The sequence below is a fragment of the Micromonospora sp. B006 genome (assembly GCF_003408515.1).
Lineage (GTDB): Bacteria > Actinomycetota > Actinomycetes > Mycobacteriales > Micromonosporaceae > Micromonospora > Micromonospora echinospora_A.
This window is the reverse complement of sequence record NZ_CP030865.1, coordinates 2,948,181-2,973,785: the sequence shown is the minus strand read 5'-3', so window position 1 is coordinate 2,973,785 and position 25,605 is coordinate 2,948,181. Positions and strand designations below refer to the sequence as shown.

General features: G+C 74.6%; 22 protein-coding genes and 1 pseudogene. 14 read left to right on the top strand and 9 right to left on the bottom strand.

Annotated elements, in window-relative coordinates; all coding sequences use genetic code 11:
• The first annotated feature begins 19 nt into the window (after nucleotides 1-19).
• Together MicB006_RS14070 and MicB006_RS14065 are read left to right on the top strand one after the other, a co-directional pair.
• The gene (locus tag MicB006_RS14070; RefSeq protein ID WP_225980746.1) at nucleotides 20-1,222 is read left to right on the top strand and encodes a dipeptidase; all 1,203 of its coding nucleotides are present in this window, start codon (nucleotides 20-22) and stop codon (nucleotides 1,220-1,222) included.
• 87 nt (nucleotides 1,223-1,309) lie between these two features.
• On the top strand, nucleotides 1,310-2,065 hold the full coding sequence (locus MicB006_RS14065; RefSeq protein ID WP_116506625.1) for a GntR family transcriptional regulator: 756 nt from the start codon (nucleotides 1,310-1,312) through the stop codon (nucleotides 2,063-2,065).
• Nucleotides 2,066-2,132: 67 nt separating this feature from the next.
• Here MicB006_RS14065 and MicB006_RS14060 read toward each other — a convergent pair whose 3' ends face one another.
• Nucleotides 2,133-3,500: a PHB depolymerase family esterase gene (locus MicB006_RS14060; protein ID WP_192900238.1), complete on the bottom strand. Its 1,368-nt coding sequence runs from the start codon at nucleotides 3,498-3,500 to the stop codon at nucleotides 2,133-2,135.
• Nucleotides 3,501-3,742: 242 nt separating this feature from the next.
• Here MicB006_RS14060 and MicB006_RS14055 point away from each other — a divergent pair, with 242 nt between their 5' ends.
• The 4 genes from MicB006_RS14055 (at nucleotide 3,743) to MicB006_RS14040 (ending at nucleotide 7,712) form a co-directional block, all read left to right on the top strand.
• Complete coding sequence (locus MicB006_RS14055) at nucleotides 3,743-4,714, top strand: PaaX family transcriptional regulator C-terminal domain-containing protein (RefSeq protein ID WP_116506622.1); 972 nt, start codon at nucleotides 3,743-3,745, stop codon at nucleotides 4,712-4,714.
• A gap of 75 nt (nucleotides 4,715-4,789) precedes the next feature.
• Entirely contained in the window at nucleotides 4,790-6,061 is a 1,272-nt protein-coding gene (locus MicB006_RS14050) for a cytochrome P450 (RefSeq protein ID WP_116506620.1), read from the top strand.
• A gap of 98 nt (nucleotides 6,062-6,159) precedes the next feature.
• On the top strand, nucleotides 6,160-6,420 hold the full coding sequence (locus MicB006_RS14045) for an acyl carrier protein (RefSeq protein ID WP_116506618.1): 261 nt from the start codon (nucleotides 6,160-6,162) through the stop codon (nucleotides 6,418-6,420).
• A gap of 53 nt (nucleotides 6,421-6,473) precedes the next feature.
• Nucleotides 6,474-7,712, top strand: a complete 1,239-nt coding sequence (locus tag MicB006_RS14040; RefSeq protein WP_116506616.1) for a beta-ketoacyl synthase — start codon at nucleotides 6,474-6,476, stop codon at nucleotides 7,710-7,712.
• A 7-nt stretch (nucleotides 7,713-7,719) separates the two neighbouring features.
• Here the strand turns inward: MicB006_RS14040 and MicB006_RS14035 are convergent, their stop codons facing one another.
• The 3 genes from MicB006_RS14035 to MicB006_RS14025 all read right to left on the bottom strand — a co-directional run bounded on the left by MicB006_RS14035 (nucleotide 7,720) and on the right by MicB006_RS14025 (nucleotide 10,081).
• Entirely contained in the window at nucleotides 7,720-9,042 is a 1,323-nt protein-coding gene (locus tag MicB006_RS14035; protein ID WP_225980745.1) for a glycosyltransferase, read from the bottom strand.
• A 2-nt stretch (nucleotides 9,043-9,044) separates the two neighbouring features.
• Nucleotides 9,045-9,314: a phosphopantetheine-binding protein gene (locus tag MicB006_RS14030; protein ID WP_104112877.1), complete on the bottom strand. Its 270-nt coding sequence runs from the start codon at nucleotides 9,312-9,314 to the stop codon at nucleotides 9,045-9,047.
• A gap of 86 nt (nucleotides 9,315-9,400) precedes the next feature.
• Nucleotides 9,401-10,081 (bottom strand): 4'-phosphopantetheinyl transferase superfamily protein, encoded by a 681-nt coding sequence (locus MicB006_RS14025; RefSeq protein WP_116506614.1) that lies wholly within the window; start codon nucleotides 10,079-10,081, stop codon nucleotides 9,401-9,403.
• Between the two features lie 65 nt (nucleotides 10,082-10,146).
• Between MicB006_RS14025 and MicB006_RS14020 the strand changes: the two genes are divergently transcribed.
• Nucleotides 10,147-11,556, top strand: a complete 1,410-nt coding sequence (locus tag MicB006_RS14020; RefSeq protein ID WP_116506612.1) for a condensation domain-containing protein — start codon at nucleotides 10,147-10,149, stop codon at nucleotides 11,554-11,556.
• Nucleotides 11,557-11,560: 4 nt separating this feature from the next.
• On the opposite strand, the gene MicB006_RS14015 is transcribed toward MicB006_RS14020, so the two are convergent.
• Both MicB006_RS14015 and MicB006_RS14010 read right to left on the bottom strand, forming a co-directional pair.
• Nucleotides 11,561-12,763 (bottom strand): cytochrome P450, encoded by a 1,203-nt coding sequence (locus tag MicB006_RS14015; protein WP_116506610.1) that lies wholly within the window; start codon nucleotides 12,761-12,763, stop codon nucleotides 11,561-11,563.
• Nucleotides 12,764-12,785: 22 nt separating this feature from the next.
• The gene (locus MicB006_RS14010; RefSeq protein WP_116506608.1) at nucleotides 12,786-13,949 is read right to left on the bottom strand and encodes a nucleotide disphospho-sugar-binding domain-containing protein; all 1,164 of its coding nucleotides are present in this window, start codon (nucleotides 13,947-13,949) and stop codon (nucleotides 12,786-12,788) included.
• Nucleotides 13,950-14,142: 193 nt separating this feature from the next.
• Here MicB006_RS14010 and MicB006_RS14005 point away from each other — a divergent pair, with 193 nt between their 5' ends.
• The gene (locus tag MicB006_RS14005; RefSeq protein ID WP_225980744.1) at nucleotides 14,143-15,309 is read left to right on the top strand and encodes a cytochrome P450; all 1,167 of its coding nucleotides are present in this window, start codon (nucleotides 14,143-14,145) and stop codon (nucleotides 15,307-15,309) included.
• A gap of 7 nt (nucleotides 15,310-15,316) precedes the next feature.
• On the opposite strand, the gene MicB006_RS14000 is transcribed toward MicB006_RS14005, so the two are convergent.
• Nucleotides 15,317-16,180: a TauD/TfdA family dioxygenase gene (locus MicB006_RS14000; protein ID WP_116506605.1), complete on the bottom strand. Its 864-nt coding sequence runs from the start codon at nucleotides 16,178-16,180 to the stop codon at nucleotides 15,317-15,319.
• A gap of 160 nt (nucleotides 16,181-16,340) precedes the next feature.
• Between MicB006_RS14000 and MicB006_RS13995 the strand changes: the two genes are divergently transcribed.
• The 6 genes and pseudogenes from MicB006_RS13995 to MicB006_RS13970 form a co-directional block, all read left to right on the top strand.
• Complete coding sequence (locus MicB006_RS13995; RefSeq protein ID WP_116506603.1) at nucleotides 16,341-17,366, top strand: methyltransferase; 1,026 nt, start codon at nucleotides 16,341-16,343, stop codon at nucleotides 17,364-17,366.
• Between the two features lie 252 nt (nucleotides 17,367-17,618).
• Nucleotides 17,619-18,638 (top strand): polyprenyl synthetase family protein, encoded by a 1,020-nt coding sequence (locus MicB006_RS13990; protein WP_116506601.1) that lies wholly within the window; start codon nucleotides 17,619-17,621, stop codon nucleotides 18,636-18,638.
• A complete protein-coding gene (locus MicB006_RS13985; RefSeq protein WP_116506599.1) occupies nucleotides 18,635-19,672 on the top strand; it encodes a UbiA family prenyltransferase in 1,038 nt (345 codons plus the stop codon). The genes MicB006_RS13990 and MicB006_RS13985 overlap by 4 nt, the downstream gene beginning before the upstream one ends.
• A complete protein-coding gene (locus tag MicB006_RS13980; RefSeq protein ID WP_116506597.1) occupies nucleotides 19,669-21,369 on the top strand; it encodes a prenyltransferase/squalene oxidase repeat-containing protein in 1,701 nt (566 codons plus the stop codon). Before MicB006_RS13985 ends, MicB006_RS13980 begins: the two co-directional genes overlap by 4 nt.
• Nucleotides 21,366-22,637 (top strand): NAD(P)/FAD-dependent oxidoreductase, encoded by a 1,272-nt coding sequence (locus tag MicB006_RS13975; protein WP_116506596.1) that lies wholly within the window; start codon nucleotides 21,366-21,368, stop codon nucleotides 22,635-22,637. The genes MicB006_RS13980 and MicB006_RS13975 overlap by 4 nt, the downstream gene beginning before the upstream one ends.
• A pseudogene (locus tag MicB006_RS13970) lies at nucleotides 22,634-23,581 on the top strand (aminotransferase class I/II-fold pyridoxal phosphate-dependent enzyme); the annotation flags it as partial. The gene MicB006_RS13975 and the pseudogene MicB006_RS13970, both read left to right, overlap by 4 nt.
• Here the strand turns inward: MicB006_RS13970 and MicB006_RS32765 are convergent.
• Nucleotides 23,495-24,586 (bottom strand): 2-hydroxy-acid oxidase, encoded by a 1,092-nt coding sequence (locus MicB006_RS32765; protein WP_370013454.1) that lies wholly within the window; start codon nucleotides 24,584-24,586, stop codon nucleotides 23,495-23,497. The pseudogene MicB006_RS13970 and the gene MicB006_RS32765 overlap by 87 nt on opposite strands.
• Nucleotides 24,587-24,601: 15 nt before the next feature.
• Nucleotides 24,602-25,540: a 3-oxoacyl-[acyl-carrier-protein] synthase III C-terminal domain-containing protein gene (locus MicB006_RS13960; protein WP_116506592.1), complete on the bottom strand. Its 939-nt coding sequence runs from the start codon at nucleotides 25,538-25,540 to the stop codon at nucleotides 24,602-24,604.
• Between the last annotated feature and the right edge of the window lie 65 nt (nucleotides 25,541-25,605).

Genomic DNA, 25,605 nt, shown 5'->3' with positions numbered 1-25,605 from the left:
TCGCCAAAGGAGAAGCGTCTTGCTGCAAGAACCCGCCCCCCGGTACAAGGGCCACAGGTCGTACTCGTACCTGGAGCCGCACTCGGACTACCGGGTGTTCACGTTGGCCGAGGAGATCGGCCGGGTGCCGGAGCACGACCTCGGCCTGACCGACGCCCAGCGTGCGCGGGTGACGCGGCTGCTCACCGAGCACGCCGCCATCTCGCTGCACGAGCATCCGGTGGTGCTGCCCGCCGACGTCAGCGAGTTGCGGGCCTACAACCGCACCGCCCGCCAGCGCACCGGATACGAAGGGCTGGCGCGCTCCGGCCTGACCGCCGTCTTCGACAACTTCATGGCCGGCGCCTCCTGTGTGACGAGCGAGAACGGCTGGAAGTGGAACGACCTCGTCTACGCCCTCGGGATGCGGATGAGTGACCTCTACAAGCAGGACCACGTCTTCCTGGCCACGTCCCTGGACGACATCCACGCCGCGAAGCGGGACGGCCGGCTGGCCCTGGTCGCGGGCCTGGAGTGCAGCAGCCCGATCGAGAACGAGCTGGACCGGATCGACATCCTCTACGGCTTCGGCGTACGCCAGCTCGGCATCGCGTACAGCCAGGCGAACATGCTCGGCGGGGGCCTGTCGGAGAAGCACGACGGCGGGCTGACGCACTTCGGCCGCCGGGCGGTGGACCGGATGAACAAGCTCGGGATCGCCATCGACATCTCGCACTCCGGCGACCAGACGTCGCTGGACGTGATCGAGGCCAGCCGGGTGCCGGTGTTCATCACCCACGCCGGCGCCCGCTCGGTCTGGAACACCCCCCGGATGAAGCCGGACGAGGTGATCCGGGCCTGCGCCGAACGGGGTGGCGTGATCGGCATCGAGGCCGCTCCGCACACCACCCTCTCGGGCGACCACCCGCACCACTCGATCGAGTCGGTGATGGACCACTTCACCTACTGCGTGGACCTGGTCGGCATCGACCACGTCACGTTCGGCCCGGACACGATGTTCGGCGACCACGTGGGCGTGCACGACACCTACGCCGGCAACTACGCCCACGACGCCGGCAACCGTCCGCAGCACCCCCGGGTGGAGTACGTGTCCGGACTGGAGAATCCGGGTGAGGCGTTCGGGAACATCGTGGGCTGGCTGGTGGCGCACGACTACTCCGACGACGAGATCGCCAAGGTGATCGGCGGCAACACCATCCGGGTGCTGGAGCAGGTGTGGTGATGCGGTGCCGGTGATCGTCCGAGCGGACCTGGACGAACTACACTCCGTACGCCGACGCGGCGGCGGGCAGTGATGAGGTGAGGGCGGATGGCTCGGCGGGAAACCGCGCTACAGGCGGCGCACGGCCGGCTGCGGCAGCTGATCGGCAGCGAGTTCCGGTCGGGTGAGAAGCTGCCCAACGAGCGGGACCTGGCCGATCGTCTGGAGGTCAGCCGCGCGACAGTGCGCGAGGTGCTGGGGCAGCTCGCCGCCGAGGGGGTGGTGACCCGGACCTGGGGGATCGGCACCTTCGTGCACGACGACGCCGAGCGGGTGCCGGTGTCCATCGGTGACGTCACCGCGCTGCGGGACCGGATCACCGCCACGGGTCACCGCCCGACGCTTCAGGACGCGTCGGTCAGCCGGGCGAAGTGCCCGGCCGACTGCGCGCGCGTGCTCGGGCTGGAGCCGGACTCGCCGGTATGGCGGGTCGACCGGCTCTTCGCCGTGGACGGGGTCCCGGCGGCCTGGATCCGTGATCATCTGCCGCTGCGTTTCGACGGCCGCGATCTCGACCCGTCCGGGTTGCTCAGTATCGACCTGGACATGTTCGAGTTCCTGGCCAGCGCGACCGGTATGCCGGTGCGGCGGGCGGAGATCGAACTCACCGCGGTGCTCGCCGACGACGAGGCGACCGAGCGGCTCGGCGTGGCGATCGGACATCCGTTGGTCACCGCGACCCAGGTCGGTTACGGGACGGGCGGCGCGGCGCTGTTCCACGGCCACATCACGGTTCGCACCGACGTGTTGACGCTGCGGATCAGCCGCGGCGGGGAGCCGGAACCGGCCCCACCGGCGCGGTAGCCGGCGGCCCCGCGACGCGGGGTCGCGGGGCCGCCGTCCGGACGTCACCGGGGTCGGGGTACGCCGGTCAGGTGAGCGTGCAGGACTGGCCGTTGAGGGTGAACGAGCTGGGCCGCCCGGCGTTGCCGGTGTGCGTGGCCTGGAAGCCGATGGTGGTCGAGCCGCCGGCCGGGATGGCCGCGTTGTAGGAGACGTTGCGCGCCGTCACCTGGCCCGAGGAGGGGGAGTACGAGGCGTTCCAGCCGGAGGTGATGGTCTGGCCGCCGGGCAGCGTGAACGCCAGCGACCAGCCGTTCACCGCGGTCGAGCCGGTGTTGCTGATGGTGATGTTCTCGGTCAGGCCGTTGTTCCAGGCGTTCAGCTCGATGCGCACCGAGCAGGCGCCGGTGCCGGGCGGCGGCGTGGTCGGTCCCGGCGGCGGGGTGGTGGGGCCGGGCGGGGGCGTGGTCGGCCCCGGCGGCGGAGTGGTCGGTCCCGGCGGGGGCGTGGTCGGCCCGGGCGTGCTGGTCAGGCCGAAGAAGGCGATCGCCGCCGCGGCCATGCCGGACGACGGCAGGCTGTGCCCGGCGCCCTGGATGCTGTACGCCTCGACCTGGACGGTGCCGGTGGAGTCGGCGTAGCGCCGCCGGTTCCAGCCGGACTGCGGCGTGTCGGTGGAGGTGGGGTTCTGGCTGAGCCCGAACACGTTCGTCCACTGCTCGATCGTCTCCTGGAGCAGCGAGTACGGCACGAGCGTGTCGTTGGTGCCGTGCCAGAGCTGCACCCGGGGACGCGGCCCGGTGTAGCCGGGGTACGCCTGGCGGACCGCGTCGCCCCACTGCTGCGGGGTGCGGTTCATGTTCCCGCCGGTGCACTGGCTGGACCCGGGCGGGTAGTCGGCGGCGCCGGCGAAGCAGTTGAACGGCACCCCCATGAACGCCGCGCCGGCCTTGAAGACGTCCGGGTAGAGCGCCAGCATGTGGTTGGTCATCATGCCGCCGGACGAGCTGCCGGTGGCGTAGACCCGGTCCGGGTCGGCGCCGTACTGCTGCTGCACGTAGCGGACCATCGAGATGAGCGACACCGGGTCACTGCCGCCGCCGCGGCGCTTGGCCGCGTCGGACCAGGTGTCGAAGCAGTTGCCGAACCCGGCCTGCTGGGTGGCGCTGGGGTAGATCACGATGAAGCCGTACCGGTCGGCCAGCCCGGCGAACTCGCTGCCGGAGTAGAAGCCGGGGCCGGAACCGCCGCAGCCGTGCATGGCCACCACGGTGGCCGGCCGGGACGGACGGTTGTCCGGCACGTAGACGTGCATGCGCATCCGCCCCGGGTTGTCGCCGAAGCTGGTCACCTCGGCCAGCGACGCCGCGTACGCGGGTTGCACGGTGGGGATCACCAGGCCGGCCGCCACCAGCGACGCGGCCAGGGCCACCACCATCTTGGCTCTGATTCTCACGGAGACTCCTTCGATCGCCTGTGTGCAGGCGGGAATGAGCGGTCACGCGCCGCGCCGGCCGCCCGGACGGCAGCGGTGTCGCGCCTCGCTCACGGAATGTGGCTCGCCCGGCCCGGCTCCGCGCTCATATGGCACATAGTGTTCCCGTCGGACGGTGAACTGTCAATCGAAGCACGCCGATGCGGTGCGGCGGCGTTCGTCTAGAGTCGGTGCTCCGTCCCTGAGCCGAGCCCGGAGCGCGTGTGCCAAGCCCGTTCGACATCGAGGAGATCTACCCGGACGAGGCGCCCACGCCTCGGCTGCCCCGGCGGCAGGCCGGCACCTCGCCGCAGAGCGTGGCGGTGACCCTCCTGGCCGACTACACGCTGCGTACCCGGGCCCCGCTGCCGTCCGCCGCGATCGTCGAGCTGCTCGCCGAGACCGGGGTGACGAGCGCCGGCGCGCGTACCGCGATCAGCCGGCTGGCCCGCCGCGGTGTGCTGGAGGGCAGCCGGCAGGGCCGCAACAGCTTCTACCGGCTCAGCCGTGGCGCCGCCGCCGACCTCTCCGTCGGCGGGAGCTGGATCGTCGCCTCCACAGTCGACCCGCAGGCGTGGGACGGATGCTGGACGGTGGTCGCGTTCTCGCTGCCGCAGGACCGCGGCACACAGCGCCGCGCCCTGCGCGGGCAACTGCGCTGGCTCGGCTTCGCGCCGCTGTACGACGGGCTGTGGATCTCCCCGTACGAGCTGGGGGAGCCGGCCCGGTCGCGCCTGGCGCAGCTCGCGCCCGGCGCGGTCACCGTGTTCCGGGGACGGCAGGACGCGCTCGACGTGACCGGCCAGCGCGCCCCCGTCGACGCCTGGGACATCGCCGCTATCAGCGCGCAGTACGAGGAGTTCCTGCGCCGGTGGACCCCGCTGGCGTCCCGGCTGGAGTCGGTCGACGGCCCGGCGGCGGTGCGGGCCCGCACCGAGGTGATGGACACCTACCGGCGGTTCCCCACGCTCGACCCGCGGCTGCCGCTGGAGCTGCTTCCGCCCGGATGGCTGCGCCGGCCGGCACGGGACCTGTTCACCGCCGTCTACGACGGACTGGCCGAACGCGCGCAGCGGCACGTCCGGGCGGTCGTCGCGCGGTTCGCCGATCCGGTGCCGCCCGGCATCCAGGCGCACACGACCGCCGACATGCTCGCCGGCGTACGCGAGGACGCCTGCGGGGCGGGCCTGGAGTGACCGCCGGCCGTCCGTGGACACATCGGCGCCGGTGAGTCTATGGTCACGGGACTGCGGTGACCGCGAGGAGTGGCCATGGGCGTCCCCGTCTCCCTCGACGAGCTGCTCGGCGACGAGGTGCGGCGCGATCCGTACCCGTTCTACGCCCGGCTGCACGAGGCGGGGGAGGCGGCCCGGCTGCGGCCCACCGACCCGCACGCGCTCGTCGTGCACGGCTACGACGCGGTCAACCGGGTACTGCGCGACCCGGTGTTCCGGGTGCTCGGCGCCGACTACCTGGACCGGGCCGGCGTCCGCTGGCGCCAGCACCAGGTGACCCGGATCCTCCAGTCGTCAATGCTCAACGCCGCCGAGCGTGACCACCTCCGGGTCCGGCACCTGTTCTCCCAGGCGCTCACCCCGCGTCGGGTCGCCGCGCTGGAGCCGGCCATCGGGCGCATCGCCGACGACCTGCTCGACCGGCTCGCCGAGGCGGGCGCGGACGGGCGGCCCGTCGACTTCATGGCGCGCTTCGCGCTGCGCCTGCCCAGCGACGTCATCGGCGAGCTGCTGGGCGTGCCGGAGGAGGACCGGGCGTGGTTCCCGCCCCGGGTCCGCGCGTTCGACGCGGTGCTGGAGATCGGCCGCCGGTCCATGCGCGAGGTCCGGGCCGCCAACGTCGCGGCGGGGGAGCTGACCGCGTACTTCACCGGCCTGGTCGCCGCGCGCCGGGCGACGCCGCGTGACGACTTCGTCTCGGCGCTGCTGCGCGGCGTCGAGGCCGAACCCGGCCGGCTGACCGCCGACGAGCTGCTGGCCAACCTGATCATCATGTACAACGCCGGGTTTCGGACCACCGCGAACCTGCTCGGCAACGGGCTGGTGCTGCTCGCCGAGCGGCCGGGCGCCCGGGCCGAGCTGCGCGCCGATCCGTCGCTCGCCGCGTCCTACGTGGAGGAGATCCTGCGGTACGAGCCGCCGGTGCACTTCGCCGTCCGGTACGCGGCCGTGGACACCGAGGTCGCCGGCCTGCCGGTGCCCGCCGGGCGGACGGTGGTGGTGCTGACCGGCGCGGCGAACCGGGACCCGCGCCGCTTCCCCGACCCGGACCGGTTCGACCCGTCACGCGCCGACAACCGGCACCTGGCGTTCAGCGCCGGGCCGCACTACTGCTTCGGGGCGACGCTGGCCCGCGCCGAGGGGCGGCTGGTGCTGCCCCGCCTGCTGGACCGCTTCCCGGCGCTGACCGCCGAGCCCGGGCCGCGTCGCGCGCTGATGCTGCGCGGGTACGACCGGCTGCCGGTACGGCTGACCGGCGCCCACCCATCGGCCGACCGGGTACCTTGCCAAACCAACCTGATCGAGTAAGGTCGATGCTACGCGGAGTGTCGGTTCCGTGTCTCACCGAGGTTCCGTCGAGCAGGTCGAGCGCGCCGCCTGGGCATCGTGGAAGGGAAACACCGGACATGACCGATGAGATCCGCGCGTTCCTCCTCGCCGCACTGACCGAGATGAAGTACGACGTCGGCGACGTCGACGACGACACCGTCTTCGGCCCGGCCGGGCTCGACGTGGACTCCCTCGGCCTGGCCGAGCTCGCGGTGCGGGTGGAGGACCGGTTCGGGGTCGCGTTCGACGACGACGAGGCGGAGGATCTCGCGATGATGACAGTCGGCGAGTTCTGCGGCGCGGTGGCGGCGCGTATCGCCCCGGCCTCGGCGCACTGACCGATGCCAGGGCACGGCACCCGGCCGCGGCACGCCCCGGCGCACCGGGTCCGGTGAGCGTGCGCGAACCGGTCACGGTCACCGGCATCGGGCTCGTCAGCCCGGTCGGCGCCACCGTCGCCGAGGTGTTCGACGCGGTCTGCGACGGCCGCTCCGGGCTCACCCGGCCACCTGCCGACCATCCGCTGCACGGCGTGGTCGACGTGGCCGCGTTCGCCCCGGCGATCGATCCGGCCACCGTGCTGCCCGGTCCCGAGTCCCGCGTCGTGGACCGCTCGATAGTGATGGTGCTGCGCGCGGCCGAGGACGCGCTCGCCGACGCCCGGCTGCGGATCGGCCACGACGTCGACAGCTACCGGGTGGCCGCCGTCGTCTCCGGCGTCGGCGGGCTGTCCACACTGGAGGAGCAGGTGCTCCAGCGGGCCGGGCGCGGACGGTTCGGGGTCAGCCCGTACATGCTGCCCGGCACGCTGCCCAACATGGGCGCGGCCCGGATCGCGATCAAGTTCGGCATCCAGGGCTACACCTCGTCGATCGGCACGGCGTGCGCGGCCGGCGCGCAGTCGATCGGCGAGGCCCTGCGCATCCTGCGCGCCGGCGACGCGGACGTGGTGCTCGCCGGATGCGCCGAGGCGCCGCTGTTCCCGACGTTCGCCGACGCGTTCGGCAACGCCCGGGCGCTCGCCCACGGCTGGGCCGACCCGACCGCCGCGAGCCGCCCCTTCGACCGCCGCCGCAACGGGCTCGTCCTCGGCGAGGGCGCCGGCGTGTTCGTCCTGGAACGCGCCGCGCACGCCGCCGCGCGTGGCGCCCGCCGGCACGCCGACGTGCTCGGCTGGGGCGCCACGAACGACGCCCACCATCCGACCACGCCGCGCCCCGACGGCGCCGGCGCGGCCCGGTGCATGCGCCTGGCCGTCCGCGACGCCGGCCTGGCGCCCGGCGACATCGGGTACGTCAACGCGCACGGCACCAGCACCCGGGCCGGGGACGCCGCCGAACTGGCCGCGCTCGCCGACGTCTACGGCGCGCACCCGCCGCCGCTGAGCTCGACGAAGGGTGTGACCGGCCACATGCTCGGCGTCTCCGGCGTGATCGAGGCGGCCATCGGCGTCGAGGCGCTGCGCCGCGGCCTGCTGCCGCCCACCCACAACCTGGACGAGCCGGAGCGCGACGGCGAGGTCGACCACATCCGTGAGCGGGCACGCGCGACGGCCGTGGACGCGGTGCTGTCGAACTCGTTCGGCTTCGGCGGCCACAACGTCAGCCTCGTCCTGGCGCGCCCCGCCTGAGCGGCGGTCAGCGGAGCGTGATCACCGTGGCGGCGTCGTAAGCGGCGACGGCGACGGTGAAGTGCGGGCGCAGCATGTCGGCGACGTAGTCCAGGTCGGCGACGAGCGGCACCGGTAGCAGGGCGCGCTGATCGAGGCCGGTACGGGAGGCGACCAGCTCGATCCGGTCCGCCTTGAGCAGCCCGCGGGTGAGGAACGCCGGCAGGTCCTCCGGAAGCAGGCAGCGCCACATGTCCACGTTGACGATCACGTCCAGGGCGCCCGCCTTGAACTGCTGGAGCACGGTGCCGAGCAGGTGGGAGTTCGTCTCGCCGACCGGCGCGTCGTGGTCGAACGTGTGCGACCCGGCGCCCAGGTCGAGCGCGGACACGCCGTTGCCGACGACAAGCGCCGCGCTCGTGGCCAGCTCGTCGCGCAGCGACTCGGGCAGCGCGGCCGGCCGGCCCAGGCCACCGGCGCGGTACGCCTCGATCGCGGCGCCGTAGAGCCGGATCCGGCCCAGGTGCCGGCCGAACGTGTTGATCCCGTACAGCACCTCGACGTCGTAGCGCAGGTGCTTGCGCAGCAGGTACTTCATGTTGTCCATCGAGGCGATCCCGTTGGACGTCTTGCGGAAGTGCGGGAGGTGGTAGGAGAGCGCGTCGACGTCCAGCCGGAACAGCTCCGGCGGGGCGCCGTGCAGGTGGAACACCCGGTAGAAGAACTCCAGGTCCTCGAAGCCCCACTTGACCATCGCCTCGTCGAAGCCACCGACCCGCCGGAACGACTCGTGGTCCACCGACGCGTTGTGGGTCAGCCCGAGCACCCAGGGCGCGCTCGGGAAGTCGCCCATCCGCTGCGGAAGGGCGATGTCCTCCAGCCGCGGGTCGCCGCGCTCGGCGTCGAGCATCGCCGGGACGACCGGCTCGCCCCGGCGCAGCGCGTCCGCGCCGGCCCAGTCGAGGTCGTACCGCTGCCCGAGCAGCACCCCGGGCCGCCCGGCGCGCCCGGCGTGGAAGTCGCGGTGCCGCTTGAGCAGCGTGGGATGCGCCACCGTGTCGGCGTCCAGGAACATCAGCGTGGCCGCGCGGGCCCGGGCCGCCGCCGCGTTGCGGTTGGCGCTGCGGCCCCGGTTGCGGTCGCTGCGCACGTACTCGATCCGCAGCCGGCCCCGGTACGCGTCCACCACCGGGCCCAGCGCGACAGCCGACCCGTCGTCGCCGACGACGACCTCGAAGTCGCCGGGCGGCAGCGTCTGCCGGGTCAGCGAGCGCAGGGTGGTGTCGAGCGCGGACGGGTTCTCGTGCGCCGGCACCACCACGCTCAGGCTCGGCCGGTCCACTGTGGGCATGCTCAGCGCGCGGTGGAGTTGGCGGTGATGTAGTCGGCCAGGTCCGCGAGCGTCGCCATCCGGTCCTCGTCCAGCTCCTCGACGTCGATCTGGATCTCCAGCTCGTCCTCCAGCGCCAGCAGCAGCTCCAGGCCGAGCGAGGAGCTGAGGCCGAGCTCGTCCATCAGCTGGGTCTGCTCGGTGACCGGCGCGTCCGGCCGCAGCATGCGGGTCAGCAGCACGGTCAGGCGTTCCACGACCTGGTCCCGCGTCGGCACGTCGTGTTCTAGCACCGGGGCTCCTGCGGGTCGATCACGCGCTCCAGCATGGAGTCATCAGAGCAGGGGGCATCGGTGAGTGTCAACGGGTGCGGTGGCGGTCACCGGAAGTCACCGAGGTCGGTGCGGCACTCGACGGCGTACGGCTCGTCGCCGGCCACCGCCACCGCCACCGCGCACCCCTGCGGCGCGACCACGTCGGCGAGCCGGTGCCGCCCGGCCGGGTCGGCGCACTCGACCACGTCGGCCCGGTCCACCGGCATCCCGAGGTTGGGCCACAGCCGGCCCCCGGCCGCCTTGACGGCCGCCTCCTTGCGGGCCCACAGCCGGACGAACCGCCGTGCCCGGACGGCCTGGTCGCACCCGGCGGCGACGTGCCGCGCCTCCCGCGGGTGGAAGAAGCGCGCGGACGCCGACACCGGGTCCCCGCCCGGCACGACGTGCTGGATGTCCACCCCGACCGGGCGGCCCTCGCTGAGCGCCACCGCGACGAGATCGCCGGAGTAGGACAGGCTGGTGTGCAGGCCGCGCCACGGCCCGGTCAGCGCCGGTTTGCCGTACCGGCCGCGGCGCCAGGTCAGCGCCGCCGGTGACGCGCCCGTGGCCCGCCCGGCCAGCACGCGCAGCGCGCCGTGCGCCACTGTGAACCGGTCCCGCAGCGCGCCGGCGGCGAGCCGCGCGGCCCGGGCCCGCTCGGCCGGGTCGAGCACCGCCCGGTACCGGGCCAGCTCGTCCGGGCCCGCCCCGGCCGGAAGCACCCAGACCCGTACGGCGTCGCGCATGGACGGCAGCGTAACGGTGCGCCGTCGCGTTGACACACACCGATACCCGTTGCTCTCATTGACCGGTGTTCGCGCAGACGGTCCAGGCCCACGTTCCCGTCGCGTTCGCCGGGCTGGGCGCCGGCGTCGCGCCCCTGACCTGGGGGCAGAAGGCGATCATGCAGGACATGCGGGAGACCGGCTGGACGCACAACGTCAGCGGCGCCCACCCGGTGCCGCCGGGCGTCACTGTCGAGCAGGTGGCGGCCGAGTTCGCCGCGCTGATGGCCCGTCACCCGGCGTTGCGGATGCGGCTGGGCGACGGCGACGGGGGCGGCCCGTGCCAGGTCGTGTCCGCCGGCGGCGAGACGGTCCTGGACGTGGTGGACGTACCCGACGACGCCGACCCGGCCGACGTCGCCACGTTCGCCTACGACCTGGGCCACGCCCGCCTGCTGAGCCACTACGACCTCTACCGGGACTGGTCGGTGAAGATGGCGGTGGTCCGGCACCGGGGCGTCCTGGTGCACCGGGTGCTCACGATCGACCACCTCGTGGTCGACGGCACCGCCACGTCGCTGCTCCTGGCCGACCTGGGCCTGGCCGGGCGCCCCGTCCGCCGGGTCGCCGACCCGCGTACCGTGCAGATCCTCGACCTGGGCCGGCGGGAGGAGACGCCGCCGCTGCGCCGGGTCAGCGACCGGGCCGTCCGGCACTGGGCGGAGCACCTGCGGGACATCCCGCCGCTGACGTTCGGCGAGCCGGCCGCCGGTGGGCGCCAGGGGCACCGGTACTGGCACGGCCGGTTCAGCTCACCGGCGGCCTACCTGGCGGTGCGGGCCATCGCGGCGCGGACCCGCACCGACACCTCGCGGGTGCTGCTGGCGGTCATCGCGGTCGCGATCGGCCGGGCCACCGGCGTCAGCCCGCTCACCGCCAAGCTCATCGTCGGCAACCGGTTCCGGCCGGGCTTCGCCGAGGCCATCGCCCCGCTGAGCCAGAACGGCGTGCTGCGCGTCGAGACCGCCGACACCACAGTGGACGAGGTGGTGGCGCGTGCCCGCCGGGCCGCGGTCTCGGCCGGGAAGTACGCCTACTACGACCCGGCCCAGCTCGCGGAGGTCTCGGACCGGCTGGACGCCGAACGCGGATATCCGGCGCGGATCAGCTGCCGGATCAACGACCGGCGGGTGGCCACGCGGCAGGCGGCCGACGGCGGCCTGGGCGACGACCCGGTGACCGCCGAGCGGATCCGCCGCCGCGCCGACGAGACGTTCCTGGTCTGGGACGGCCCGCTGGACCACCTGCCCGAGCAGATGTTCATCACCGTCGAGGACCAACCGGAGACGGTCTACCTCCAGGTCATCTTCGACTTCGGCTGCTTCACCGAGGAACAGGCGGAACGGCTGCTGCGCGGCGTGGAGGAGGTGGCGGTGGAGGCGGCCCTGGACCCCGCCGCGCCGACCCGGGTGACAGCGGGATCGGCGGGCGGCTGACCGGTCACCGGTCCCAGGTCACCGGCAGCGTCTCCAGGCTGCGCACCACCAGCCCCGGCCGGAACCGCAGCTGCGACTCGTCGACCGCGAGCCGCAGCCCTGGCAGCCGCCGCAGCAGGCCGCCGAGCGCCTCCTGCAGCTCCATCCGGGCCAGCGCCGCGCCGAGGCAGTGGTGCGGGCCGGCGCCGAAGGCCAGGTGCGGGTTGTGCGCGCGGGTCAGGTCGAGGGTGTCCGCGCCCGGGAACACGGTGGCGTCGCGGTTCGCCGACGCGATCGCCGGCAGCACCGCGGCGCCGGCCGGCAGGCGTACGCCGCCCAGCTCCACCTCCTCGGTCGTGACGCGGGGGAGCAGCACCCCGTTGTCGCCGAGCTGGATGAAGCGGGACAGCTCCTCGACCGCCCGGGCCACCGCGGCCGGGTCGTCGCCGCGCAGCGCGGCCAGTTGCTCGGGGTGGCGGGCCAGCACGAGCAGGAACAGGTTGAGCTGGTTGGTGGTGGTCTCGTGCCCGCCGACGAAGATGCCGGCGGTGACCGAGACCAGTTCCCGTTCGGTCAGGTCGTCGTGCTCGTCCCAGACCGCGATGAGCGCGCTCATCAGGTCGTCGCCGGGCTCGCGCCGGCGCTGCTCGATCAGCTCGCGGAACGCCTCCAGCGCGGCCCGGGGCGCCTCCGGGTCGGCGTCCCAGTCGCCGACGAGCGCGTCCGACCACTGGCGTACCCGCTCCCGGTCCCGCTCGGGGATGCCGAACAGCGTGCTGATCACGGAGATCGGCAGCGGACCGGAGACGTGGGTGATCGGGTCGGCGGGCGGACCCGCGGCCACCAGGTCGTCGATCATGACGTCGACGAGCGCCGCCACCCTCGGACGCAGCTCCTCCACCCGGCGGACGGTGAACGCGTGCGACACGGCCCGGCGCATCGTGGTGTGCCGGGGCGGGTCCATCCCGATCAGCGAGTCCTCCGCGAGCGAGCCCAGCTCCCGGGTCGGGCGGTTCGGGCCGGCCGCGGCGGCCCGGCTGAACCGCTGGTCGGTGAAGACGCGGCGCACGTCGGCGTGCCGGGTGGCCAGGTACGCGCACGCCCCGTCGGGCAGCTCGACCCGGGCCACCGGGCACGTCTCGCGCATCCGGGTGTAGTCCGGCGACGGGTGGTAGATCGTGGGAGCCGGCGCGAGCGGGTACGGGATGGCCGGTGGCTCCTGCGTCATCTGCGACTCCTTCAAAGGGCGGTCAGATCGGGCGGCCCTGGGCCAGGGCGGCAAGCGTCGGCACCAGCTCGGCGGGGGCGGGCATGGCGTGGACCCGGTCGCGCATCAGCGCCGCCGCGCGCCGCCACGGGCCGTCGGCGACCAGCTCGCCGACGAGGTCCCGCACCGCGGCGGCGGTGGCCTGCTCGCGGGTCAGCCAGGCGCCCGCGCCGGTGGCCGCCAGCCGTTCGCCGTTGAAGTGCTGGTCGCTGACCTGCGGCAGGACGAGCTGCGGCACGCCGTACGCGAGCGCGGTCATGGTGGTGCCGGCCCCGCCCTGCTGCACCAGCGCGGCGCAGGTCGGCAGCACCAGCCGCATCGCCAGCGGCCCGTCGGCCAGGCGGACCCCGGCCGGAACCGGTCCCAGCGCCTCGCGCTGGCGCGGCTCGACCACGACGACGACCTCCACGTCCAGGCCGGCGACCGCGCGGATCACCCCGGCCAGGTCGAGCCGGTCGTCCAGGCCCGCGCCGGCCATCATGGTGCCCGCCGTGACGCACACCCGGGGCCGGTCCGCCGGGCGGCGCAGCCAGGGTGGGAGCACGGCCGGACCGTTGTACGGCACGAACCGCACCGGGCGGCCGGGGCGCCGCATCGGCACCTGCATCGGCGGTGGCACCGGGTCGAGCGTCAGCACGCCGTCCAACGCCACCTCGGCGGCGGCGAGCCCGAACCGCGCGGCGAGCGGCCCGACCACCGCGTCCGGGTCCAGGCGCAGCGTGGTCGAGGAGTCCGGCCCCCACAGGTTCAGCACGCCGGGTACGCCGAGCGCGGCGGCGGCCACCGGCGCGGCGAGGTTGAACGGCTCCCAGAGGATCAGGTCCGGCCGCCAGGACCGGCCGAAGGAGACCAGCTCGTCGAGGACGGCGTCGGCGAACCGGACCACCCCGCCGTCGGCGGTGATCGCCGGCTCCACGGCGCCCGTCGTGGCGGGCCCGCCGAGTGGGGCCACCGCGCCGATCCGGCCGGCGAACGCGGTGGCGAAGTCGACGTCGGCGCCCAGCGGCACGGCGGCGAGCCCGGCCGAGCTGATTGCGGTGACCATCGAGGGGTGGCTGGCCACCCGCACCTCGTGGCCGGCGGACTGGAGCGCCCAGCCGAGCGGGACCAGGCTGTAGAAATGCGACCGCCAGCCCCACGTCGACATCAGAATTCGCAGAGCCGCAGTCAAATCCCACCAATCCGCGCGCGAAACGGCAGTCCTGGCCAACCGATGCTAGGTGATGGACGCGGTACGCGGAAGGTCGCGCACGACCGCAATGGATATTGACGCCGGCTAACCGATGCTGGAGTCTTAGCCGATGCCCAAGGTGGACCGCGATCAGCAGGCGGGTGGTGCCGTGAGCGTCAATTCCGGGTTGCGTTCCTATCCGTTCGAACCATTCACCGGCGATCTTCCCGCCGAGCTGCTGGAGATGGTCGTGGCCGAGCCGGTCAGCCGGGTGCGGCTGCCCGACGGGCGGGCCGCCTGGCTGGTGCTCGGCTACGAGCACTGCTGCACCGTCCTGGCCGACCCCCGCTTCTCCCGGCTTCCGCTCGGCGCCACCGTGACGCCCGACGGCGGCGGTCCCCGGGAGTTGAACATGGACGGTCCGCCGCACGCGGCGGTGCGCCGGGTGGCCGCGCGCGCGTTCACCGCCCGCCGCATCGAGACGTTCCGTCCCCGGGTGCAGCGGCTGGTGGACGAGCTGGTCGACGCGATGCTCGCCGGTCCGCGCCCGGCCGACGTGGTGGCCGGGCTGGTCGCGCCGCTGCCGGTGTTCGTGGTGTGCGACGTGCTCGGGGTGCCGGCCGCCGACCGTCCCCGCTTCTACGCCTGGATCGAAGGGCTGAACTCGGTCACCGCGTACGGGTCGGCCGACGCCGCGACCGCGCAGGCCCAGCTGCGGGACTACCTGGCCGGTCAGCTCGCGCGCAAGCGGGCCGAGCCCGGTGACGACCTGCTCTCGGCCTGGGTCCGCGGCACGCACGAGCTGGCCGACGCCGAGCTGGTCGAGCTGGCCATGGGCGTGCTGCTCGGCGGGCTGGAGATCAACTCGACGAGCGCGGGCCTGCTCGCGCTGTTCCAGCACCCGGAGCAGCTGGCCAAGCTGCGCGCGGCGCCGGAGAAGCTCTCCGCGGCCACCGACGAGATCCTGCGCTACACGTCGGTGAGCGCCATGTTCCGGGTACAGGTGGTCCGGGAGGACCTGGTCCTCGGCGGCGTCGCAATGCGCGCCGGGGACTGCGTGATGGCGGTCCCGTGGGCCGGCAACCGCGACCCCCGGTTCTTCCCCGAGCCGAACGTCTTCGACATCGACCGTCGGCCCGACGTCCCGCACCTGACCTTCGGCTTCGGGCCGCACTTCTGCCTCGGCACGGCGCTGGGCCGGATGCAGGTGGAGCTGTCACTGGGCGCGCTGCTGACCCGGATGCCGGCGCTCGCGCCGGCGGTGCCGCCGGCGGAGATCCCGTGGCGGCACGACCGGATGAACGGCGGCATCGCCTCGTTCCCGGTGACCTGGTGAACGGCGGTCAGTAGCTCTCCACCGCGTTGACCCGGTCCGGCCAGTAACGCTGGCCGGGCGCGGGCACGTAGTGCTCCCAGCGCGGCGGGTTCCCGGTCGGGTGGTCGCCGAGTACGGTGATCCGCTGCCCGCGCCGCAGGCCCTCGTAGTCGTTCACCGCGTAGTGCTGGGTCACCCGGTTGTCCCACACCGCGACGTCCCCGGCCCGCCACCGGTAGCGGCAGGTGAACTGGGGACTCTCGGAGAAGGCGAACAGGTGCTCCAGCAGCGCGTCGCTCTCGTTGCGGGTCAGCTGCGGGATGTGCGAGGTGAACAGCCGGTTGACGTACAGCGAGCGGCGCCCGGTCTCCGGGTGCACCCGGACCACCGGGTGCTCGGCGCGGCTGGTGAACTCGGTGCCGATCCGGATGACGTGGATGGCGGTCAGCCCGTCGAGCAGGTCCCGCATCGGCGCGGAGAGCGCCTCGTAGACGCGGTACTGGTTGGTCCACATGGTGTCGCCGCCGACCTCGGGCAGCTGGACCAGGTGCAGGATCGAGGCGATCGGCGGGCTCTGGTGGAACGTCATGTCGGTGTGCCAGACGTCGACCTTGCCGCCGTCGGCGGAGTCGATGACGACGATCTCCGGGTGCCCGTCCAGCCGGGGCAGGTAGGGATGCAGCTCGACCTCGCCGAAGCGGCGGCCGAACGCCACGTGCGCCCGCGGCGTCAGCCCGGTCTGACCGGCGAGGAAGACGACCTGGTGCTTGAGCAGCAGGTCGTGGATCAGCGCGAAGCCCTCGTCGGTGAGCGTGTTGAGGTCGACGCCGTGGATCTCGGCGCCCAGCGCGCCGGAGACGAGCCGGACCTCGGCCGCGATGGATGTGGTCATCGATGATCCCTCCGGTCTGCGCGCCACGGCTGGTCCGCGAATTGTTCCACGTCCGTGAATGTCCTCACCAGCCGTCGTCGTTGACTCACCCGGCGTACGCCTGGAACCATTCGGGGCCGGCGGGCGGCGAGGCCGGCCCGCGACGTGGGAGGAGGCGCGGGTGGCGATCGATGCCCCGATCGAGGGTGACGCGGCGGAGCGGCTCGACCGGCTCACCGACCTGGCCACCCCGTTCGCGGTTCGCACGGCGGTGACGCTGCGCGTGCCGGATCTGATCGCCGACGGCGTCACCGGTCTGCCCGAGCTGGCCGGCGCCGCCGGTGCCGACGCCGCCGCGCTGGGCCGCCTGCTGCGCTACCTCGCGCACCGGGGCGTGTTCGTCGAGGTGTCGCCGGACGTCTTCGGACTGACCGACGTCGGCAAGCTGCTCTGCGACCGCGAGGGCGGCGGCCTCGGCGCCTACCTGGACCTCGGCGGCCTCGGCGCGCGGATGGACCTGGCCTGGGCCGGTCTGCCGCACGCGATCCGCACCGGCGGGCCCGGCTACCGCGAGGTGCACGGGCGGGACTTCTGGGCCGACCTGGACGCCCACCCGGACCACCGGGCCTACTTCGACGCGCTGATGCTCAGCCAGCAGCGGTTCACCGCGCCCGAGGTCGCGGCGCTCTATCCCTGGCGCGAGGCGCGCCACGTGGTGGACGTGGCCGGGGGCGCCGGCGGGCTGCTGCGGGAGGTGCTGGGCGCTCATCCGCACCTGCGGGGCACGCTCGTGGACCGGGCCGAGCCGGTGGCCACCGCCGCCGCCACGTTCGCCGAGTGCGGCCTGGCCGACCGGGCCGAGGCCGTGACCGGCGACTTCTTCGCCCCGCTGCCGCCCGGCGCCGACGTGTACGTGGTCTCGCGCGCGCTCACCGACTGGAGTGACGCCCACGCGACGGCGATCCTGCGGCGCTGCGCCGAGGCGGCCGGAGCGGCCGGACGGGTGCTCGTCATCGAGGTGCTGCCGACAGTGCCGCACGTGCCGCACCTGTCCCCGTACGACCTGCGGATGCTGGTGCTCGTCGGTGGCCGCGAGCGCGGGGTGCCCGAGTACGCCGAGCTGGCCGCCGCCGCGGGCCTGTCGCCCCGGCGCACCTACCACGGCACGGACGGGCTCACGCTCATGGAGTTCGCCGCCGACGCCTGACCCCGGCAGCGCGCGTCGCTCCTGTCCGGTGCCGTCCCGTGCGCCCGATCATTGACGCATATGCATCGACATGGCGGCCCTGGGTGGAACGGCGGATTTCTCTGGTCATCGGTCAATGTGCTGAGAAATGCGGTCACGACATTTGCGACCACCCATATCCCTGCGCATTTATCAATGGTTGTTCGCGGACCGGGTGGCCGGTAACGTCTCGCGTGGCGACTAGCCGATCCCTCGCGAAAGGGTCGACGCGTCATGACGGTTGCTGGCTCCACGCGATATCCGCCCTTCATCGACGATCTCGCCCGCAGCGAATCGGGGCGGCTGCTGCGCACCGAACTCGGACGGCGATGGCCCGAGACACCCGACCAGCTCGACGCGATAGTGCGCTACGCGCTGCTGCCGGCGGGCAAGATGCTGCGCCCGATGATGACGCTGCACGCGGCCGAGGCGGTGGGCGGATCGCCCCGCGACGTCCTCGCCGCGGCGCTCGCCACCGAGTACCTGCACGTCGCGACGCTCGTGCACGACGACATCATCGACGCCGACACGCTGCGCCGCGGCCGCCCGGCGGTCCCGGTGGCGTACGGCATCCCCGGCGCCATCGTGGCCGGCGACCACCTGATCTTCCACGCCTTCCGGGCCGTGGTGGAGGGCGGCCGGGGCGTGCCCCCGGGCGCGGTCGTCGCGGCCGTGGCCGCGCTGGCCGAGGCGGGACAGGACCTGTGCCGGGGGCAGGCGCTGGAGGCGCGGCTCGTCGGAGACCTGGACGCGGGCGCCCGCTGGTATCCGGAGATGATCCGGCTCAAGACCGGCGCGCTGTTCCGCGCGGTGTGCGAGATCGGCGCGCTGCTCGGCGGCGCGGACCAGCCGGTGGCCTCGGCGCTGGCCCGGTACGGCGAGCACCTCGGCATGGCCTTCCAGATCCGCGACGACCTGCTGTCCTATCTGGCCACCCCGGAACAGACCGGCAAGCCCGCGACGAGCGACCTCAACAACGGCCGCCCGACCCTGCCGCTGCTGCTGGCGTACGACGCGGTCACCGACGCGACCCGGGTGGAGCTGCTGGCGGTGCTGCACCGGCGCGGCGCCGGTCCCGGCGACGTCGAGTGGATCGCCGCGCTGCTCCGCGACGTCGGCGCGGTCGACGGCGCCCGCCTGCGGATGGTGGGGCACGCCGAGCTGGCCCGCGCCGAGCTGGCCGTGCTCACCCCGTCCGCCGGAACGGACGTGCTCACCGGCATCGCGGCCTGGATGACGAGCGGGACGGCGTGAGCACAGCCGCCGCCGTGCGGGTGCTGCGGGCCCACGTCGAGACCTGGCGGCCCTACACCCTCTGGTACGTCGGGCTCGTCGGCCTGGCCGGCGCCGCCGTGGCCGGCGGCCCGCACCATCCGTGGGTGCTGCTGTCGGCGTGGGCCGCGCCCACCGCCGGCTGGCTCGGCGGCCACTACCTCGGCGACTACTTCGACAGGCACCTGGACGCCGGCAGCAAACCGCACCGGCCGATCCCCTCCAGCCGCCTGGGCGCGGGCACCGCGCTGTGGTGCGGCTGCGCCTGGTTCGCGCTGCTCGGCGTCCTGGCCGTGCTGGGCGGATGGGGCACCACACTGGCCGCGCTGCTGGCCGGCTGCGGCATCGTCGCGTACAGCAGGTGGTTCAAGGCCCGCGGCATCGCCGGCAACCTGGTCCGCGGCGCGCTCGGCGCGGTCGCGCTCGTCTACGGCGCGCTCGCCGCCGGCCTCGCGCCGGACCGCGCCTCGGCGGCGCCGGTGCTGCTCGCGCTCGTCGTCGCGTTCTGGTCGCACGACGCGATGTCCAACCTGGTGGGCGCGCTGCGCGACATCGACGGCGACCGCGCCGGCGGCTACCGGACACTGCCGGTGGGGCGGGGCGTGCCGTTCGCGGTGCGGACCGTGCTGGTGCTCTACGCCGTCGCGATCGCCGCCGCCGTCGCCGCCGGACTGCTCGCCGGCCGGGGCGCGCGGACCGCGTACCTGGTCACCGTGCTCGTGGTCCTGCTGACCGGCGTCGTCGCGTTGGCCCCGCTGGTGCGGCGGCGCGGCGGAATGCCGGTCGTGGTGGCGCTGCGCGCGCACTCGGTCCTGGTGGTCGAGCGGGTCGCGCTGGCCTCGGCGGCGGTCGGGCTGGGCCTCGGCTTCGCGGTGCAGCTCGCGCTCGCGCTGCCGATGGTCGTGCTGACCTGGGTCGCGCAGCGCGCCATGCGCGCCCGGCACGAACTCGGCCCGCCGGTCGCGGGCCTGACCCTCGCCACCCACAGTCGAGTACCGGTGGAGGACGCGCGATGACCACTGTGACCGCCGAGGCCGTCGGGAAGGCCGTCGCCGCCGGCGCCGAGGCGCTCTTCCGCCGGCGTCGCCCCGACGGCGCCTTCGGCGACGACCCGCCCGCCTCGGTGCTGGGCACCGCGGGCGCGGTGGCCGCGCTGCACGCCGCCGATCCGGCCGGCAGCGCGGACCTGGTCGGCGCCGGAACCGCGTGGCTACGCCGGCAGCAGCACGACGACGGCGGCTGGGGCGGTGTGGTGGGCGCCGGAACCGCTGTCGTGCCCACCGCCGTCGCGATCGCGGCGCTGGCCCTGACCGCGCCGTCCGACAGCGCCGAGGCGATCGCGGCGGGCCGGGCCCGGCTGGCCGCGCTGGGCGGCGTCGACACGATCACCGATCCGGCCATCTCGCTGCTGTGCCGGCAACTGCTCACGATGGCCGGGATGACCGCCGAGGCCGGCCCGCTGCGCCGGCTGCCACTGGAGATCGTCCTGTTCGACCGGGTACGCCGGCAGCGCCTGTCGTTCCGTACCGCGCCGTTCATCGGGCTCGCCCTGATGCAGGCGGACCTGCTGCCGACCGGCCGCCTGCGCCGGGCCACGCTGCGCCGGGCCCGGCCGGCGGCGCTGCGGCTGCTGCGGTCCATCCACGACCACGAGGGCGGCACCGGCGCGCTCAGCGAGGACCCGTGGCCGGCCGCGCTGGTGCTGCTCGGCCTGGCCCGCAGCGGTGAGGCGCCGGACATCGCCCACGCCGTCGTCGGCTGGCTGCGTGAGGCGGTACGCCCCGACGGCGCCTGGGACGCGGTCACCAACCTGGACCTGACCCGGACCGGGTACGCGGCGACCGGGCTGATCGCGGCCGGGTACGCCGACGACCCCCGGCTGCGCGCCACCCGGGAGTTCCTCCACGCCGGCCGCAAACCGGAGGCGTTCGAGGTGCTGGACGTGCCGCCGGGCGGGTGGAGCTACTCGAACGCGCGCGGCTGGCCGGTGACGCTGGAGTCCGCCGAGATCCTCTCCGCGCTGGCCGGCTTCCCCGGCGCCGGCGCCGACCCGGTCCTGCGTGACGGACTGGCGTGGCTCGTCGGCCGCCAGGACAGCCGCGGCTCGTGGAGCCTGTGGGTACGCGACACCCGGCTCGCCAACGACGGCCCCTGCCCGGCCATCACCAGCCAGGCGATCCTCGCGCTGCACGACGCCGGCCACCCGGACGAGGACCCCGCGATCACCCGGGCGGCGGCCTGGCTGCTGACCCGGGCCGCGCCCGACGGCACGTTCGAGAACCTCTGGTACCGCGACCACACCTCCGGCACCGCTGTCGTGGTCGGCGCGCTGTCCCGGGTCGGGCACGCCCGGCACGAGGTGGTGCGCCGGGCGGCCCGGTGGCTGCGCGACACCCAGCTGCCCGACGGCTCGTGGGGGCCGGGCGACGGCACGGCGGGCTCGGTCGAGGAGACGTCCTGGGCGGTTCAGGGCCTGCTCGCCACCGGCGACCCGGACGCCACCGGCGCGGTGGACCGGGGCGTGGCCTGGCTGGTCGCCGCCGCCGGGCCGGACGGGACCTGGCCGGCGGCCCGGGTGTGCAACTACATCCGCCACCACATGCGCTACCCGAACGCCGTGATCACCCAGGCGCTGGCGCTGCGGGCACTCGGCGAGTACCGCGGGGCCTCCGCCGCGCGGCCGGACGTCGCGCCGGACGCGGTGGCCCGATGACCCCCGACGTGGTGGTGGCCGGCGCGGGCGCGGGCGGCCTGGCCTGCGCCCGGGCGCTCGTCGCGCTCGGCCTGCGGGTGCTGGTGCTCGACCGGCAGCGCACCCCCGCGTCGATCGCCAAGGGCGAGATCCTGCAGCCCGAGACGGTACGCATCCTCGACTCCTGGGGTCTGCTGGACGCCCTGCGGGCCACCGGCGCGCGTCCGGTCGGGCGGCTGGCCATCCGCGACCCGGCGGGCGAGCCGTTGCTCTGCCTGGACTACGCCGGGCTGCCCGGGGCGTACCGGCAGATCCTCTGCGCCGACTACGGCGACCTGCGCCGCGTGCTCACCGACCGGCTGCCGCCCGGAGCGCGCATCCGGTGGGGAGCGCGTGTCACAGACGTCCTGCGTGACGGCGACGGACGGGTCGGCGGCGTCCGGGTCGTCGCGGACGGCGCCGAGCAGGAGATCCGCGCGCCGCTGGTGGTCGCCGCCGACGGCATGTCGTCGCCGCTGCGCCGCTGCGCCGGGATCGGGGTGCGGCGCCAGGAGTACCCGCACGGCCTTGTCGCCTTCGACGTGGCCGGCGCCGAGGTGGCCGAGGAGGTGTCCGCCTACCGCACCGGCCGGGGACTCTGCCTGGTCTACCCGCTGCCGGGCGGGCGGTGCCGCCTGTACGCGCAGGTGGCGCCGGACGAGTTCCGGGGACGCGTCGACCTGGGCGCGTGGTGCGACCGGCTGCTCGCCGACGTGCCGGCGATCCGTCCGCTGGGCGCGGCCCTGCGTGCGAGCCTGGACCGGCGCCAGCTGCTCGCGGTCTACCGGCTGCGCAGCGCGCGCCTGGCCGTGCCGGGGCTCGCGCTCGCCGGCGAGGCGGCCCACGCGGTGCACCCGATGGCGGCGCAGGGCGTCAACAGCTCCCTCGGCGACGCCGAGACGCTCGCCGCCTGCCTGGCGGCCGAGGGCGGCACGCCGGAACCGGCGGCGGTGGACCGGGCGCTGCTCGCCTTCGAGGCGGCGCGGCGGCCCCGGCTGGACCACGTCGCGACGGTCAGCCACAACGCCTCCCGCATGATCACCGCGGTGTCCGGGCTGCCGAAGCTGCTCGGCGCGCGGATGATGCGCCGCACCGCCGCCAACCCCCGCCTGCTCGGGCTCACCGCCGGCAACCTCTCCGGCACCGACGTCCGGCCGCTGTCCGCGGTCGACCGGCTGTACCAGCTCGGGCTCCTGGCCGACCGGCACGCGCACACCCCGCCGGTCCCCTCGGAAAGTGAGCGACAATGACGCCTGGCACCGCCGTCGGGACGCACCCGCCGGCCGACCTGTCCATGAACGAGACCCCCTACCCGCCCCTGCCGGGCGTCCGGCGGGTGGTCACCGACGCCGCCGCGGCGCTGCACCGCTACCCGGACCGCACGTCGGCGGCGCTCGTGGCCGCGCTGTCGCAACGCCTCGGCGTGGGACCGGAGGCGATCCTGGTCGGCCCCGGCTCGGCCGGGCTGTGCCAGCACCTCGTGCAGTCCCTCGGGCCTCGGCCGGACGTCGTCCACCCGGCCCTGTCGTTCGAGGGCTACCCGCTGATCATCGGCAACGCCGGGGCCCGCGCCGTGCCGGTGCCGATGGACGGGTACGCCCACGACCTGCCCGCGATGGCGGACGCGGTGACCGAGCGGACCCGCTGCGTGCTGCTGTGCAACCCGAACAACCCGACCGGGGCGGCGCTGCGCCGCGACGACGTCGAGGCGTTCCTGGACCGCATCCCGGCCGATGTGCCGGTCATCGTGGACGAGGCGTACCGCGAGTTCGTCACCGACCCGCGCTCGCCGGACGGGATGGACCTGTACCGGGCGTTCGACAACGTCTGCGTGCTGCGCACGTTCTCCAAGGCGTACGGGCTGGCCGCGCTGCGCGTCGGGTACGCCGTGGTGCCGCCCCGGCTCACCCGGGCCGCCGCGCTCACCGGGGCGGTGTTCTTCCCCTCCACGCTCGCCCAGGCGGCGGCGGTGGCGAGCCTGACGCCCGAGGTGGGCGCCGAGCTGACCCGGCGGTGCACCGAGCTGGTGGCGGAGCGGACCCGCCTGATCGGCGCGTTGCGTGGCCTCGGGCTCACCGTGGCGCCCAGTGAGGCCAACTTCGTGTGGCTACCGCTGGGGGAGCGGGCCGTGCCGTTCGCCGACCGGGCCCGGGAGGCCGGCATCCTGGTCATGGCGCTGCCCGGCGCCGGGGTCCGGATCACCGTCGGTTCCCCGGAGGCGAACGAGCGGCTGGGCGCGTTCGTCCGCGCCGCGCTCGCCGACGGGCTCTGACCGGCCGGCCGGCTCCAGCGCGACCACGCTCAGGTAGCCCAGTGCGGGCTCGTAGTCGGCGGCCAGGACGGTCCGGGGCCGCGCCGCGTCCCCGGCGAGCCGGTCCAGCAGCGCCCACCAGACACCGGTGGACGGCTGCCTCCCCGGCCCGGTCGTCACCGCGTGGCCACCGGGACCGGGCCACGCCGCCGCGAGGTCCGCGCCGAGCACGACCGCGACATCACCGCGTCCGGCCGTCAGCCCGGCCACCTCGGCCGCCGCGAGCGCTGCGACGTCGTCCACGCGGACGTCCGCGTGCTGGCGCAGCGCGGTGACCCGCGCGCCGCCGCCGAGCCCGATCCGCTCCGGGCCGCCGGCCCCGCCGTCGCCGGCCTGACCGTCGTCGCTGTTGCTCCCGCTGTCGTCATGGCCGCCGGTCGCCACGCCGTAGAGCATGGCCACGGCCCGGTGGCGGGCCGGTACGGCCACCGCCGCGTCGTACGGCAGGACCGCCTGTTCGACGGTGACCAGCAGAGCACGGCGGCACCCGTACCCGCTGGCGATCCGCAGCCCGGTGAACGCCGCCGCGGAACCCTGGTCGCAGAGCGCGAACGACATCGGCGTGCCCGGGCAGACGTGACTGAGATACGCCGCCGTGGCCCGGCCGGGCAGCATGTCGTGCACGGCGAACGCCAGCACGAGCAGGTCCACCGGCTCGTCCGACGGCACGACGGCGGGGATCAGTTCGGCGGCCATCTCCCCGTACGACTGGCCGAGCGCCGCCGAGGGCGCGTCGAACAGGCCGTCGGGCACCCGCAGCCCGTACGGCCGGGTCAGGTCGGCCAGGTAGCCGGCGGCGCGCTCGCGCAGCACGGGGTCGCCGAGCAGCGCGGCCGGGCCGGTGAACGTGCGTCGCGCGGCCCGCAGCAGGCGGAGTCTGGTCGTCATGGTGACCTCCGCCGCTCAGTGCTCGAAGACCATGGCGGCGAACGTCGCGCCGTCCCCGGCGCCCACCGCCGCGACCAGATAGCGGTCGCCGGGCCGGAGCAGGTCGCGCTGCCGGGCGGTGCGGTAGTTGACGAACGCGTCGGCGCAGAACACGTGGCCGGTCTCGGTGACGTTGTCCAGCAGCACCCGGTCCAGCGGCAGCCCGATCAGCCGGCACAGCCGTTTCCAGGTCATCAGGTTCACGTTGTGCGGCAGCACCAGCCGCAGCTCGGACAGCGCCGTGCCGGCCCGGTCCAGCGCCCGGCCGATCACCTCGGCCAGCGCCGGCCGGTACGCCCGCTGGAACCGCGCCGGGGACTCGCCGCCCGCCACGTCGAACTCGCCCCGCTGGTGGCAGGCGTACGCGAGCAGCCGGTCCCGGCCGCCACCGGCGCTGAGCAGGCAGGCCGAGGCGCCCTCGCTGAACACCGACGTCTCCGGGATGAACTGGGCGTCGCGGGTGAACGCCTTCTCCCCGGTCAGCACGAGCGCCAGCGGCGGCCCGTCCGGCGTGTCCGGTTCGGACGCGAGCAGCCGCCCGGCCACGTCGATAGCGGCCAGCGCGCTCGCGCACGACTGCTGGGTGAGCGTGAACGCGAGCGCGTGGCCCAGCCCGAGCGCGCGGCACACCTCGTACAGCGGGTTGACCGGATAGGGGGTGACCACCGGGAAGGCCCGCCCGTACACCACGAACCGCACCCGCCGCCGCAGCGTGTGCAGCGCGGTGAGGCCGCCCGCGGCGCGCAGCAGCAGGTCGGTCAGGGACAGCCCGGGGTCGCGGCGGACCTCGGTCAGGCCGTGGAAGCGGCGGAACAGGCGGACCTGCATGTCGGACAGGCCCAGCGGCGCGGCCAGGCTCTCGACCGGCACCCGGCGCTGCGGCAGGAACACCGAGACGGCGTCGATGGCCGTCATGCGCGTACCGTCACGCCACGGATCAGATCAGTGACGCCGATGGATGTCAACGCGCGTGCGATCAT

Coding starts and splice junctions, on each gene's coding strand:
- MicB006_RS14065 (WP_116506625.1), top strand. CDS start 1,310: ATGGCTCGGCGGGAAACCGCGCTACAGGCGGCGCACGGCCGGCTGCGG.
- MicB006_RS14050 (WP_116506620.1), top strand. CDS start 4,790: ATGGGCGTCCCCGTCTCCCTCGACGAGCTGCTCGGCGACGAGGTGCGG.
- MicB006_RS14045 (WP_116506618.1), top strand. CDS start 6,160: ATGACCGATGAGATCCGCGCGTTCCTCCTCGCCGCACTGACCGAGATG.
- MicB006_RS14035 (WP_225980745.1), bottom strand. CDS start 9,042: ATGCCCACAGTGGACCGGCCGAGCCTGAGCGTGGTGGTGCCGGCGCAC.
- MicB006_RS14025 (WP_116506614.1), bottom strand. CDS start 10,081: ATGCGCGACGCCGTACGGGTCTGGGTGCTTCCGGCCGGGGCGGGCCCG.
- MicB006_RS14015 (WP_116506610.1), bottom strand. CDS start 12,763: ATGACGCAGGAGCCACCGGCCATCCCGTACCCGCTCGCGCCGGCTCCC.
- MicB006_RS14010 (WP_116506608.1), bottom strand. CDS start 13,949: ATGTCGACGTGGGGCTGGCGGTCGCATTTCTACAGCCTGGTCCCGCTC.
- MicB006_RS14000 (WP_116506605.1), bottom strand. CDS start 16,180: ATGACCACATCCATCGCGGCCGAGGTCCGGCTCGTCTCCGGCGCGCTG.
- MicB006_RS13990 (WP_116506601.1), top strand. CDS start 17,619: ATGACGGTTGCTGGCTCCACGCGATATCCGCCCTTCATCGACGATCTC.
- MicB006_RS13980 (WP_116506597.1), top strand. CDS start 19,669: ATGACCACTGTGACCGCCGAGGCCGTCGGGAAGGCCGTCGCCGCCGGC.
- MicB006_RS13975 (WP_116506596.1), top strand. CDS start 21,366: ATGACCCCCGACGTGGTGGTGGCCGGCGCGGGCGCGGGCGGCCTGGCC.
- MicB006_RS32765 (WP_370013454.1), bottom strand. CDS start 24,586: ATGACGACCAGACTCCGCCTGCTGCGGGCCGCGCGACGCACGTTCACC.
- MicB006_RS13960 (WP_116506592.1), bottom strand. CDS start 25,540: ATGACGGCCATCGACGCCGTCTCGGTGTTCCTGCCGCAGCGCCGGGTG.